Source organism: Tractidigestivibacter sp. (genome assembly GCF_057241865.1).
The window spans coordinates 123707-137122 of the sequence record NZ_DBHHPX010000001.1; the positions used below are offsets into that span (position 1 = coordinate 123707).

At 63.2% G+C, this 13416-nt stretch carries 13 protein-coding genes; all 13 read left to right on the forward strand.

From position 1 onward, the window contains the following. Nucleotides 1-6: 6 nt before the first annotated feature. The gene (mrdA, locus tag ACO59D_RS00565) at nucleotides 7-2040 is read left to right on the forward strand and encodes a penicillin-binding protein 2 (RefSeq protein WP_485125327.1); all 2034 of its coding nucleotides are present in this window, start codon (nucleotides 7-9) and stop codon (nucleotides 2038-2040) included. Nucleotides 2041-2051: 11 nt separating this feature from the next. Continuing rightward, nucleotides 2052-3269 carry an FtsW/RodA/SpoVE family cell cycle protein gene (locus ACO59D_RS00570; RefSeq protein ID WP_485125328.1) on the forward strand — a complete coding sequence of 406 codons (1218 nt, stop codon included), beginning with the start codon at nucleotides 2052-2054 and terminating at the stop codon, nucleotides 3267-3269. Nucleotides 3270-3293: 24 nt separating this feature from the next. After that, nucleotides 3294-4301 carry a hypothetical protein gene (locus ACO59D_RS00575; protein ID WP_485125329.1) on the forward strand — a complete coding sequence of 336 codons (1008 nt, stop codon included), beginning with the start codon at nucleotides 3294-3296 and terminating at the stop codon, nucleotides 4299-4301. 2 nt (nucleotides 4302-4303) lie between these two features. After that, a complete protein-coding gene (locus ACO59D_RS00580; protein WP_485125330.1) occupies nucleotides 4304-6181 on the forward strand; it encodes a TIGR03960 family B12-binding radical SAM protein in 1878 nt (625 codons plus the stop codon). Continuing rightward, the gene (locus ACO59D_RS00585; RefSeq protein WP_485125331.1) at nucleotides 6178-6885 is read left to right on the forward strand and encodes a TIGR03936 family radical SAM-associated protein; all 708 of its coding nucleotides are present in this window, start codon (nucleotides 6178-6180) and stop codon (nucleotides 6883-6885) included. The genes ACO59D_RS00580 and ACO59D_RS00585 overlap by 4 nt, the downstream gene beginning before the upstream one ends. Nucleotides 6886-7073: 188 nt before the next feature. Next, complete coding sequence (gene rplU / locus ACO59D_RS00590) at nucleotides 7074-7385, forward strand: 50S ribosomal protein L21 (RefSeq protein WP_485125332.1); 312 nt, start codon at nucleotides 7074-7076, stop codon at nucleotides 7383-7385. Between the two features lie 41 nt (nucleotides 7386-7426). Continuing rightward, a complete protein-coding gene (gene rpmA / locus ACO59D_RS00595; protein ID WP_485125333.1) occupies nucleotides 7427-7675 on the forward strand; it encodes a 50S ribosomal protein L27 in 249 nt (82 codons plus the stop codon). Between the two features lie 126 nt (nucleotides 7676-7801). Beyond that, complete coding sequence (gene obgE, locus ACO59D_RS00600) at nucleotides 7802-9193, forward strand: GTPase ObgE (protein ID WP_485125334.1); 1392 nt, start codon at nucleotides 7802-7804, stop codon at nucleotides 9191-9193. Beyond that, a complete protein-coding gene (proB, locus tag ACO59D_RS00605; RefSeq protein ID WP_485125335.1) occupies nucleotides 9193-10311 on the forward strand; it encodes a glutamate 5-kinase in 1119 nt (372 codons plus the stop codon). Before obgE ends, proB begins: the two co-directional genes overlap by 1 nt. Nucleotides 10312-10387: 76 nt before the next feature. Continuing rightward, nucleotides 10388-11647: a glutamate-5-semialdehyde dehydrogenase gene (locus ACO59D_RS00610; protein ID WP_485125336.1), complete on the forward strand. Its 1260-nt coding sequence runs from the start codon at nucleotides 10388-10390 to the stop codon at nucleotides 11645-11647. Continuing rightward, nucleotides 11644-12351 carry a nicotinate-nucleotide adenylyltransferase gene (gene nadD, locus ACO59D_RS00615; protein WP_130812145.1) on the forward strand — a complete coding sequence of 236 codons (708 nt, stop codon included), beginning with the start codon at nucleotides 11644-11646 and terminating at the stop codon, nucleotides 12349-12351. The genes ACO59D_RS00610 and nadD overlap by 4 nt, the downstream gene beginning before the upstream one ends. Then, nucleotides 12348-12998, forward strand: coding sequence for a bis(5'-nucleosyl)-tetraphosphatase (symmetrical) YqeK (gene yqeK, locus ACO59D_RS00620; RefSeq protein WP_485125337.1), 651 nt, complete (start codon nucleotides 12348-12350; stop codon nucleotides 12996-12998). Before nadD ends, yqeK begins: the two co-directional genes overlap by 4 nt. 12 nt (nucleotides 12999-13010) lie before the next feature. Next, nucleotides 13011-13409: a ribosome silencing factor gene (rsfS, locus tag ACO59D_RS00625; RefSeq protein ID WP_485125338.1), complete on the forward strand. Its 399-nt coding sequence runs from the start codon at nucleotides 13011-13013 to the stop codon at nucleotides 13407-13409. The last annotated feature ends 7 nt before the right edge of the window (nucleotides 13410-13416 follow it).

Consider the following 13416-nt stretch of genomic DNA (forward strand, 5'->3'; position numbering starts at 1 on the left):
CGCGCCATGAACCTTACGATCATTATCATCATCCTCTGTGTCGCTGTGGCGGCGGTGCTCATTGCGGTGTTCCTCGTGTTTGGGCGCTCTGAGGCCAACTTCAAATTTGATATCGGTGGCAACGGTCCCAAGGCATCCGGAGGATCGGACACCTCGGCCGAGACAACCACACAGGGGCGCCTCGTGGGCCAGGCGGTCGTCACTGGCGGCATCTTCACGGTGCTTCTCGGCAAACTCTGGTCGATGCAGCTCCTCTCCTCCGACGAGTACACCCAGCAGGCAGAGTCAAACCGCACGCGTACCGTTTCCGTCCCCGCGCCGCGCGGGCGCATCCTTGACCGAAACGGGAAGGAGATCGTTGCCAACCGATCGAGCCTTACGGTCCTTGCTGAGGCAGACGTGGCAGACGACGACATAGAGGTCACGCTCATCGGCAACCTCATTGGCATGCCGGCCCTTGCCGTCAAGCGCAAGGTCGAAGACTCCTCTGCCGGCGCCCAGAGCCTGCGTCCCGTGTCTGTCGACGTCTCACGAAGGGTCGTGGCATTCCTCGGTGAGCATCCCACGGTATTCCCGGGAGTTTCGGTGGACCAGCGCACGCAGCGTTCCTATCCCTACGGGTCTCTTGCGGCACACGTTGTCGGCTATACTGGCACCGTAACATCCGAGCAGCTCAACTCTACGGATTCCTCCGACGAAGGTGCCGTGCACTACAGCTCTGGCGATACGGTGGGTCAGTCGGGCGTGGAGCTCGAGTATGAGAGCGTGCTTCAGGGCGTTGCGGGCGAGCAGACCGTTTACGTTGACGCTGATGGTAACGTCCTCGATTACTCGACTTATGTGGAACCCAGGAGTGGGTCGGACGTCATTCTCACGCTGGATGCGGATATCCAGCAGGCGGCCGAGGAGTCGATTGTCAAGGTAGTTGAGTACCAGAGGAAGGCCGGCTACTCCGCTACGGGTGCGTGCGCCGTTGCCATCGACTGCACAAATGGCGAGGTGATCGCCATGGCGAGCTATCCCACCTATAACCCGAGCATCTTTGTTGGCGGCATCTCGACAAGCGACTGGGAGACGCTCCAGTCTGAGGCATCGAACTACCCGCTCATGAACCGTGCCATAGCCGGCCAGTATCCATCGGGTTCCATCATCAAGTCCCTCACCACGCTCGCCGCCCTGAGCAACGGCATTGCCACCGCCAGCTCCTCATGGTACTGCACGGGCTGGTGGACGGGGTTTGGAGACGATTACCCAATGAAGTGCTGGTGGACGACGGGGCACGGCGAGATGAACCTCGTCACCGGCATCACCTACTCCTGCGACGTCGTCTTCTATGAGATAGGCAAGGGCTTCTACTACGACCAGAACAACCCCGAGGGGATGCAGGAGACCTTCAGGAAGTTCGGACTTGGCTCCCTTACAGGCATTGACCTGCCCAGCGAGGCGCAAGGCCGCGTGCCGGACGCCGAGTGGAAGTGGAGCTACTGGTCAAGTGCCACCGACGAGCAGCGCACGTGGCAGGGCGGTGACAACTGCAACCTTGCCATCGGCCAGGGCGACCTGCTTGTGACATGCATGCAGATGGTCGACGCTTATGCCGGCATCGCCAACCGGGGGCCCATCTACAAGCCGCACGTGCTCAAGAGCGTCAAGAGCGGTACGGGATCTGGCACGGTCATCGACTACAGCCCCGAGGCCATCATCAACGCCGACGAGGATTCCGCCAACCTTGACGTCGTGGACGAGGGCCTCTCGGGTGTCGTATATCAAGAGTCTGTCACCCAGGCTGCCCACTGGACCAACCTCGACGTTTCCGTGCGTGGCAAGACGGGTACGGCCGAGCAGACGTCCGTGGGTGAGCCCGTTGGCTGGTTCATGGCCTTTGTGCCAGCGGAGAATCCCAAGTATGTGGTTGGAGCCAACGTTGACCGCGTACTCTCCGGTGCCTCCTCTGGCATGTACATCGTGCGAGACATCATCGGCGCTATCTATGGGCAGCCAGACGACCAGCCATACGACACGACGAACGTCGACCGATAGGGGGTGCACCTATGGCAGAAATGGCAAGACGGCAGGGACTTCTCAACTCGGCAAGCAATCACCTCAACCGTGGCTCCTCGAGGTCTGCCTCCTCGGGTTCGGGTCGTATTGGCAAGGCGCTAGACGGTCTGTACCTCTCTCAGCTCATACCTGCGCTTCTGCTCGTTGTCTACGGTGTGGTCGTGATTTGGTCCGCCTCGCTCACCATTGCCGAGGCAAGCTTCCCGCGGCATCTGGTGGGCATTGCCATGGGGCTTGTGGGTGCCGTGCTCATGTGGCGCCATGACTACAGAAACCTCCAGGGCATGACGCGCGCGCTCTTCATTATCGCGTGCGTGCTCATGATTGCGCCAAAGATTCCAGGCTTGAGCTACTCCGCCAAGGGCATCACGGGCTGGGTCAAGATTCCCGGCATTGGCGTCACCTTCCAGCCTTCCGAGCTTGCGAAGCTTGTGGTCATCTACCTCATGGCTGCGCTTGGCGCCCAGTACAATGGCAGGATCGAGTCACTCCGCGACTACGTTCGCCTGTGTGCCATCCTGCTTATGCCGTTCGCGCTGATCCTGCTTCAGCCAGACCTCGGCACCGGCCTTGTCGTCCTGGTGTTTGGTGCTGCCATTATCATCTGCTCGGGAGCAAAGCGCAGCTGGGTGCTGGTGACCATCGCACTTATCGTCGCGGGGTCTGCCGTCATCATCATTACGTCCATGCTTGATGGGTTCCCGCACCTCCTGAAGACATATCAGCTCAATCGCCTGATCGTCTTTGTGGACCCATCGGTCGACCCGACCAATAACGGCTACAACCTCCAACAGGCAAAGATCGCCGTGGGCTCCGGCGGGCTTCTCGGCAAGGGCATTGGCGGTGCCACGCAGGCAGGCAACGGATTCCTCCCCGAGGCGCAGACGGACTTCGTCTTTGCGCTTCTTGCCGAGGAGTTTGGCTTTGTGGGCGGCGTCGCGCTGCTCGGCCTCTTTGCCTGGATGATCTTCTCGACGGTACTTCTTGCCATGCGCTGCGAGTCGATGTTCGGTAAGCTCGTGTGCGTGGGATGCGCTGCAATGTGGACATTCCAGGTGCTCGAGGAGGTCGGCATGTGCATGGGCATCATGCCCATCACAGGCATCCCTCTTCCGTTTGTCAGCTATGGTGCCACCTCGATGATTGCGCAGCTCATGGCCGTGGGGATGGTACAGTCTGTGTGGAGACACCGGCAGAAGTCCGCGTAGCGGCTGCTGCTCATAAGGAGGAATATGGCGCGCAAGTTTCCATGGGGAAAGGTCTTCGAGGTCGCCGGAGCGGGCAAGGAAGCCCAGGAGGGTGGCTCTCAGGTGGTGCGCCTCTGGGTGCGCATCTCTTCGGCGGCGCCTCGAGGACTTGTCCTCGCCATCAAGGAGGCGCTTGTTGCCCGTGGGGCATCCGGCATCGTGGACGTCCGTCCCGTTGACGCTCCCGCGCCCGACGGTATGGCCCCTGACGCTGTCATTGTCGTCTGTGGCAGCCAGGGCGGTGCCGAGGCTGCCCTTGCCCGTGACGCCGCACGGCGTGGCGTCCCCGTTGCCCTTGTGGCCGAATCTGCGCTTGAAGTCCCCGACCTCAATCTTCCCGACGAGATTGCTCCCCTTGTAGAGGTGCTCGCGAGCGCCGATGCCCGCGACCTTGTCCCGAGGCTTGGCACGTGGCTCGTGAAGGCCACGGGCAAGGGCCTGGCCCTTGCCGCCAATTTCCCCTTCTGCCGGCCCGCCGAGGTCGACAACCTGGTGAGGCGTTGCGCCATGGAGAACGCCGCCGTGGGTGCCGTGACGCTTATTCCCGGTTCCGACATGGTCGTCATGACCGCCAACCAGGCAAAGCTTGCCCTCGACGTTGCCGTTGCCTATGGGCGTGGCCTTGACCTCTCCCGTGCGCTTGAGCTGGTGGGGGTTGTGGGCGCCGGCTTTGGCTACCGTGCGCTCGCCCGCGCTGCCTCGAACCTTGTTCCGGGACTCGGCTGGGCCTTCAAGGGGGCCATGGGCTATGCCGGCACCATGGTTACCGGACGTGTTCTGCAAGTTCGCTTTGACTTCGAGGATGGCTCGGTTCGCCCACATGGTGAGGAAATATCACGCCAGGTGCCGGCGCGCCACCTTGAGTTGCCCAAGAAGGTGGGGGAGCCGGGCGAGGCCGAGGGGGGCGCAGCGCAACCAAGGCGTGCTTTTTGTTCCTCCGCACCCGCCTACGTCATCATTTGTCCCGACGGCTCCGTAGCCAGGGGTGAGTAGCCTTGCGCCAAGCCCGAGAGGACCTCTTCAGACTCATTGAGCCCCTGCTGCCCCTGGTCGAGAAGCCCTCGCGCTACTTAGATCACGAGTGGGGCGCCATCGAGGACCAACCCGGTCCCTTCCACGCCTGCCTTATCTACCCTGACGCCTATGAGGTTGGCCAGCCAAACCTCGGCATCGCCATCCTCTACGATGCCCTCAATGCGGCGGAGGGCATCTCCTGCGAGAGGTGCTACCTCCCGTGGCATGACATGGCAGACCTTATGCGCGAGCGACGCGTACCGCTGCTGGCGCTTGAGTCTGCGGCGCCGGTGGCCTCCTTCGACCTTGTGGGCTTTACGCTGGCCCACGAGTTGGTTGTCACAAACATCGTCGAGACGCTTGACCTTGCAGGCATTCCGGTTCGCGCAGACGAGCGCACCGAGGATGACGCAATCGTCATCGCAGGCGGGCCCTCCGTGTGGAATGCGGAACCCCTCGCCCCCATGTTCGATGCCATCCTTCTCGGAGACGGCGAGGATGCCATCGTCGAGATGGCCGCATGCGTGCGAGACGGTCGTGCCGCCGGGTCTTCTCGCGAAGGCATCCTCCTGGCGCTCTCGCAGATCCAGGGCGTCTACGTCCCCGCCCTATACGACATAGTTATTGACAAGACGTCAACCAGGTGGGGCTATGCGGTTCCCAAGCCTGGTACCGGCGCACCTGCGGTTGTCGTCAAGCGCTGCGTGGCGGACCTTTCGTCTATGCCGGCCTGCGCCGAGCGCATCGTTCCCTATATGGGCATCGTTCAGGACCGTCTTGCCATCGAGGTGCTGCGCGGGTGTGCCCGCGGGTGCCGTTTCTGCCAGGCAGGCATGACCTATCGTCCCGTGCGCGAGAGGCCCATGGAGCAAGTTGTGGAAGCAGGCAGGCACGGCCTTGCCGAGACGGGCTATGACGAGCTCTCGCTCACGTCGCTCTCGACCACAGACCACTCCCAGTGCGCCCCCATGCTGCACGAGCTTGACCGGCAGCTCTCGGGCCGGGGCATTAGGGTCTCCATCCCCTCGCAGCGTCTGGACTCCTTTGGGGTGGAGATGGCAAACGCGGTCTCCGGCTCCAGGCGAGGTGGCCTCACGTTCGCGCCCGAGGCGGGCACGCAGCGCCTCCGCGACGTGATCAACAAGAACGTGACCGAGGGGGACCTCGAGCGAGCTGCGACCAACGCCTTCGAGAACGGCTGGCGTCGCGTCAAGCTCTACTTCATGATGGGTCTCCCCACCGAGACGGACGAAGACATCCTCGCCATTCCCGCCGCCGTGCACCGCGTGCTCGAGATTGGGCATCGGGTTGTGGGGCGCGGCAAGAAGAGCAAGGTGCAGGTGTCGGCGTCTGTCGCGGTATTTGTGCCCAAGGCCTACACGCCCTTCCAGTGGGCGGGGCAGCTCGAAGTGGCCGAGGTGGAGCGTCGCGCACGGCTTCTTCTGGGGGCAAACACCGACCACGACGCGAAGATCTCCTACCACGACCCCAGAACCTCACTTGTCGAGGGGGCGCTCTCGAAGATGGGGCGCGCCGGCTTCGACCTTGTGATGGCCGCCTGGCGCCACGGCTGCCGCTTTGATGCGTGGACGAGCGAATTCCACTACGAGAACTGGGAGGCCGCCGCGGCCGATCTGGGCTACGACCTGCCTTCCATTGCCTCGGAGGGATTTCCTCTCGACGCGCGGCTCCCATGGGACCACACCTCTCCCGGCGTCTCGAAGGGCTTCCTGCAGCGCGAGTGGCGCCGCGCCGCCCAGGGCGTTACCACGCCGGACTGCACCCGCGAATCCTGCGTCGGCTGTGGCGTGTGCCCAACGCTTGGCGTCGGCAACGTCGTGTGGGGCGAGCGCGCATGATCAACACCGCCGCCATCACCAACAGCAGGCTCAACCAGCACCGCCTCCGCGTGAGGTATCGCAAGGACGGTCGCCTGGCGCATCTCGGCCACCTCGAGGTCATCAACACCATCAACAGGAGCGTTAGGCGCTCGCAGCTGCCCTTTGCGGTGGGGAATGGCTTTGCGCGTCGCATGCGCCTGCAGTTCTCGCAGGCGCTCCCCGTGGGTGCGGCCTCGATGGGGGAGTACTTCGACCTCTTCCTCACTGAGGAGCTCGATCCCGAGGAGGTATTGGAGGAGCTTGCCGCATCGAGCCCCAGTCTTTTGGCGCCCACTGCCTCGGCGTACGTTCCCTATGGGCTGCCTGCCCTTGAGGCGTGGCTCACGCGATCTCTGTGGAGCGTCACTGTGATTGACGAGACAAGCACCGATGCGCTGGCATGGGGCATCGGTGCCGTGCGAGCAAGGGGGAGCTTCACCTATCTGCGCGGCGAGAAGGAGAAGCGCGTGGACCTCACGCGCACGCTCGTCTCGGTCGAGGCCCGTCCAAGCTCGAACGGCTTTCTCTTGGATTGTCGCTCCACTGAGGAGGGGTCGCTTAGGCCTGCCATTCTCATCTCCGAGGCAGCACGGGAGGCTGGGGTCCCCATGCCCGCCATCTCGGTTTGTAGGCTTGGGCAGTGGCACGAGGCCGAAGATGGGAGTCTTGTGGAGCCAATGTAGTGGCTTTTGCCAAGGGCAACAAGCAGGCTAGACTTACTAAGGTTGTGCGGAAAAGTGCCAGGCCATGGTTCCCGATTCGGTTTCCCTTGCGGCACCGCAGGTCAAGACGATTTTTCGTTGACGGTTTCCCGCGCGGCTAGTAAGATAGCTTACTGTTGCACTCATGCCAGCAATGAAGGGTTACACACATGTACGCAATCGTAGCAACTGGTGGCAAGCAGTATAAGGTCGCCAAGGGCGACGTCCTCGACGTCGAGAAGCTCGACGCGCAGCCTGGCGATTCGGTCCAGCTCGACGTTCTCCTTCTGAACGACGGCGAGAAGACCATCGTTGACCCTGCCGCCCTCGAGGACAAGAAGGTCACCGCCGAGGTCGTCGACCAGCACAAGGGCGAGAAGCTCCTCGTCTTCAAGTTCAAGAAGCGCAAGCGCTACCACCGCACCAAGGGTCACCGTCAGAACCTCACCAAGCTGAGGATCTCCGAGCTCCCAACCGCGTAGCCTCAACCACTCCGTCCACTTCAGTTAGGCAGGTAGCACTTATGGCACACAAGAAAGGCCTCGGCTCATCCCGCAACGGCCGTGACTCCCACGCGCAGCGCCTTGGCGTGAAGATCTATGGCGGTCAGGCCATCAAGACCGGTCAGATTATCGTTCGGCAGCGCGGCACCCACATCACCCCCGGCAACAACGTTGGCCGTGGCAAGGATGACACCCTCTTCGCTCTCGCCGATGGCGTCGTGCAGTTCAAGAAGGGCAGGAAGCACGTCGTCAACGTCATCACCGAATAGTGGCGCATACTATAGGGCTATAGGGCAGACTGGGCCCCGCTTCGGCGGGGCCTGTTTTATATGGGCACCTCTCACACGTCCCCCTGCGAGTTGCCGTACTATCGGGGGTGGCTTAGGAGGAAAAGCATGGTCACATTCACAGACCTGTGTCACATAAACGTAAAAGGCGGCGACGGCGGTGCCGGCTGCATGTCGTTCCGCCGCGAGGCGCACGTTCCCAAGGGCGGGCCCGACGGCGGTGACGGAGGGCATGGCGGAGACGTCATCGTCGAGGCGGACCCACAGCTTTCGTCTCTCATCGACTACCGCTACAAGCACCACTTCAAGGCCGAGAGGGGCATCCACGGCCAGGGCAAGCGCATGCATGGCAAAGACGGTGCCGACCTCATCCTGCACGTCCCCTTGGGCACGGTTGTGCGTGAGCTTGATCCCTTCACGCAAAAGCCGGTCTACCAGATTGCCGATCTCACGCGTCCGGGCGAGCGTGTGGTCGTGGCGCCAGGTGGCATGGGTGGCCTTGGCAACACCCATTTCGTGACGCCGGTGCGCCGTGCGCCTGCGTTTGCCGAAAAGGGCGAGCCCGCTCAGGAGCACTGGATCGAGCTCGAGATGAAGCTCATGGCCGACGCAGCCCTTGTGGGCATGCCTTCGGTGGGGAAGAGCTCGATCATCGCTCGCATCTCAGCCGCTCGGCCCAAGATTGCCGAGTACCCCTTCACCACGCTTGTCCCTAACCTTGGCGTAGCCCGTGCCCGTGATGGACGCTCATTTGTCTGCGCCGACGTTCCTGGCCTTATCGAGGGTGCATCAGGGGGCAAGGGACTCGGTCACGAGTTCCTGCGCCATATCGAACGCACGGCCCTCATCCTGCATGTCGTTGACGTGACGGGAGGCTTTGAGGGGCGAGGGGCCGTTGACGACTATCACACCATCAACGCCGAGCTTGCCGCCTACGCGTCCGAGCTTGCGGAGCGCCCGCAGATCGTGATCGCCAACAAGTGCGACATGCCGGGTACCGAGGATGCCGCGTGCGCCCTTCGCGAGGCTGCCGTAGCCGATGGGCACCCCTTCTATGCAATCTCTGCGGTAACCGGTGAGGGCATCGATGCCATGGTGAGCGCAACTGCGGATGCCGTGGCAAAGCTCCGTACCGAGATGCCTGCGCCCACGGGCGAGGCTGTCGAGGCGTCTGCACAATGGGAGCGCCGCCGCCAGAAGAGAGACCGCACCATCTCCATTACTCGCGAGGGCCCGAATGCCTGGCGCGTGAGCGGCGCGGCCATCGAGCGCATGGCCATCCAGACCGATTGGGACAACGATGAGGCCGTGGCGTACCTGCAGCATCGCTTTGACCGGTCTGGCCTTGATGACCGCCTTGGGAAAGCCGGCTGCAGGCCCGGAGACGAGGTGCGCATCCTCGATCTTGCCTTCACGTATGAGGGCGAGTCCGCCGAGGATGACTTTGCCGAGCTTGTCGAGGGCGAGCCCGACGTGCGTGATGACGGGGGTGACGACTGATGTCGCAGGCCCCCTCGCTCGTAGTCGCTAAGGTCGGCTCGTCCACCCTTGTGGATGAGACGGGTGCTCTCGACCGCGGCTTCATCCGCTCACTCTGCGACCAGGTGGTCGAGCTTGCCCGCGAGGGGACGCAGGTCGTCCTTGTCTCCTCAGGCGCCGCAGCGGCAGGACAAGAGGAACTCGGCCTGGCCGAGAGGCCCACAGACACCGTGACGCTGCAGGCGTGCGCAGCTGCTGGGCAGGCAAAGCTCACCGAGGCCTACGCAGACGTTCTCGCCGAGCGCGGCATCCCCTGCGGCCAGGTTCTTCTCACGAGGCGTGACGTTGTCGACCGAGAAGCCTACCTCAACGCGCGCAACACCCTTATGCGCCTCGTCGAGCTTGGCGCCATGCCCGTGGTCAACGAGAACGATACCGTCTCCGTTGCCGAGTTCGCCTTTGGTGACAACGACATGCTCGGTGCCATCGTGGCCGGCCTTGTCTCGGCTGACCTCTATGTGGTCCTGTCGGACGTCGACGGCCTTTATACCGCAAACCCGCAGACAGACTCCACGGCCAAGCTCGTCGAGCGCGTGTGCGAGGTAGACGGGCGCGTCTCGTCAATGGCCGGAGGCACGGGCACCAGCTATGGCACGGGTGGCATGGCCTCCAAGGTGCGTGCTGGTCGTGCCATGCTCGCAGCCGGCATCCCCATGGTCATCTGCCGCGGGAGAAACGACAGGACCCTTCTCGACGCCGTTCACGGCACGGGGGTGGGTACGCGTTTTGAGGCTGGCACCAAGGAGGCGTCGCACGAGCTCGGGCGCAAGCTTTGGATAGGCCTTGCCGAGGTCGTGCGTGGCACCCTCGTTCTGGACGACGGGGCGGCTCGGGCTGTTACAGAGCGAGGCGCCTCCGTCCTTCCCGTTGGCGTCGTCGAGACCCGTGGTGCGTATGTCGCGGGTGACGTGGTGGACGTGTGCGACCTCTCGGGAACGCTCCTCGGCCGGGGTGCCGTGCGTTACTCCTCCGAGGACATGTCACGCGTGAGGGGCCTCAAGCTCGATGTCATTGCCCGCTTCCTGGGTCCGGAGGCCGCGCAGCCCGCAGTGCATCGCGACGAGCTGCTCGTCTTCTAGCATTTGCCGCATGCGATGACCGGCCCCGTGCTGGTACGATATCGATAACTGCCATGGCTCGGAAGGGAGCTACCCAATGTCAGAGGCTCGAACAAAGGCGGAGCTCGCAAGAGAGGCCTCGCACACGCTTGGGCAAGCCTCCGCCGCCAAGAGGTCCGCTGCCATTCGTGCTGCGGCGCGGCTCATCCGCGAACGAAACGATGCTATCGCCTCGGCCAACGCCAGGGATATGGAGCGCTCCCGCAAGGCAGGCATGCCTGCCCCCCTGCTTGACAGGCTCCTGCTGGACGCCGACCGACTTGAGGCCATCTCGTCTTCCCTCGAGGAGATGTCGCGTCAGGAGGACCCCCTGGGTCGTGTGAGCTGGGGGCGCACGCTCGACTCGGGTGTGCGTGTTGAGCGCATATCGGTTCCCATGGGCGTGGTCGCCATGATCTACGAGGCAAGGCCCAACGTCACGGCCGATGCCTTTGGGCTATGCGTTCGCGCGGGTAACGCCTGCGTCCTTAAGGGCGGTGCTGCAGCTTGCGAGTCCTGCATGGCACTTGCTGCCTGCTGCCGTGACGCCCTTGTAGAGGCGGGGCTTCCTGCCGACGCCATCCAGTACGTCGAAGATGATGCCGAGCACACCCAGACCTCGGAGCTTGTCCACGCCACGGGACTCGTAGACGTCCTCATCCCGCGCGGTGGCGCCTCACTCATCCGCTACTGCGTGGAGAACGCCACGGTTCCCGTAATCGAGACGGGCATCGGCAACTGCCACATCTACCTTCACGGCGAAGCCAACGCTGAGAAGGCCGTAGGCATTGTTGTCAACGCCAAGTGCTCAAGGCCTGGCGTCTGCAACGCTGCCGAGTCGCTTCTCGTCGATGCCTGCGCCGCCGAGAGGCTGCTGCCGCCTGTCCTTGTGGCGCTTGACGAGCGTGGCGTGGAGCTTGTGGGCGATGCTCTTGCGTGCAAGATCGCCGCTGGCTGCGAGGTTCCCATGGGCAAGGCGGCCGAGGATGACTGGGGTAGGGAGTACCTCGACCTCAAGATGAGCGTCAAGTGCGTCCAGGACGTGGCCGAGGCCATCGCCCACATCAACCGCTACGGCACCGGCCACTCCGAGGCCATTGTGAGCGACTCCTACGATGCCTGCGAGGCGTTTCTCGCAGGCGTTGACGCTGCGGTGGTCTATGCTAACGCGTCCACGCGCTTCACGGACGGGGGCGTCTTTGGTCTGGGTGGCGAGATTGGCATCTCCACCCAGAAGCTGCATGCCCGCGGCCCCATGGGTGCCTCGGCTCTCACCACCACCAAGTACGTCGTGCGAGGGGATGGCCAGGTACGATGAGCGTCGACGTGGGAACCCTGAGGGAGCGCGACCTTCCGGTGCTCGGAACAGACGATGGCCGCATCTATCGCCTGGGTATCATGGGCGGCACCTTTGACCCCATCCACAACGGGCACCTTGTGGCGGCCGAGCAGGCCTTCGACGATCTTGCGCTTGACCTGGTGGTCTTCATGCCTGCGGGAAAGCCTGCCTTCAAGCAGGACCGCAGCGTGAGCTCGGGCGAGGACCGCTATGCCATGACGCTTCTTGCAACGGCCGACAATCCGCACTTCGTTGCCTCGCGCTTCGAGATCGATCGTGAGGGCGTCACCTACACGGCGGACACCCTGCGTCTCCTTCGCGAGTTTTACCCGGAAAACGTCGAGTTCTACTTCATCACCGGAGCGGATGCCATCACCGAGATAGTCAGGTGGCGTGACACTGCCGACATCGCCCGCCTCGCGCATCTGGTTGCGGCGACGCGGCCGGGCTATGACCTCGACCGTGCCTGGGATGCCATCGACGCCTCGGGCCTGAGCTTTGACGTGACGTACCTCTCCGTTCCCGCCCTGGCCATCTCCTCAAGCCACCTGCGCGACCGCGTCAGGGCGGGTCAGAGCCTTCGCTACCTCACGCCAGATCCCGTGACGGGATACCTCCACAAACGCGGCCTCTATGGGACCGCAACCAACCGCTACGGCCACACCTCGGAGGTGGTTGCGTGACGGGGTACGAAGAGGTCGTACACCATCGTGAGCCTGGCTACAGCGAGGCCCAGCGGTCTCTCATCGCTCGTCTGGAGGCCGATCTTGCAATCCAGCTCGAACGCAAGAAGCATCGCCTTGCGCACTCGCTCTCGGTTGCGTCATGTGCCGAGGGGCTGGCCTTGGCCTATGGGGCCGATCCGTTCGAGGCCAGGCTGGCAGGGACTCTCCATGACTGGGATAAGGCCCTTACGTCCGAGCAGGTCCTTGCTCGTGCCCGCGAGCTCGGCGTCGACATGGGCGTCGACCCTGTCCTGGTTGTGCCCCTGCTCCACGGCATTGTTGCGGCCCGGGACCTGCCCGTGCGCTACCCCGAAGTCCCTTCCGAGGTCTGGCATGCCATCGAGGTCCACACGACCGCCGCTCCGGAGATGAGCCCGCTCGACATGGTGCTCTTTGTGGCGGATGGCATTGAGCCCCTAAGACAAAAGAGCCCTGGAATCGAGGAGACGCGCGCACTTGTGGGCAAGGTGGCTCTTCCGGACCTCTTCTGGGATTCTTTTGTTGGTGGCATTATCTACGTGCTCAAAGGCTCACGGTACCTCTGGCCGGGTACCATCGATACATACAACAAGCTCGCCGCCGCCAGGGCTGGCAGTGGCGCTTAACGGGAGAGAGACATGTCGGTAACACCGTATGAAATTGCACGCGTCGCCAGCATGGCGGCAGACTCCAAGAAGGCACAGGACATCGTTGTTCTCGATCTTACGGCCAAGACGGACGTCTGCGACTATTTTGTGATCTGCTCTGCCACGAGCAACCCCCAGTCTGACGCCATTGTCGACGAGATTCGCGAGAAGGTTCGCACCAATTGCGGCGCCATGGCAGTCTCGACTGAGGGGCGCGAGGGCAGGAACTGGGTTCTCATCGACTTTGGCAGCGTCGTTGTGCACGTCTTCAAGCCCGAGACCCGTGACTTCTATCGCCTGGAGAAGCTCTGGGGAGATGCCCCCGAGGTCGAAATGGATCTTGGAGATGCCGCAGACAACACGGGTGAGGCAGCAGAGGCCGCTGAGTAGGACGGCC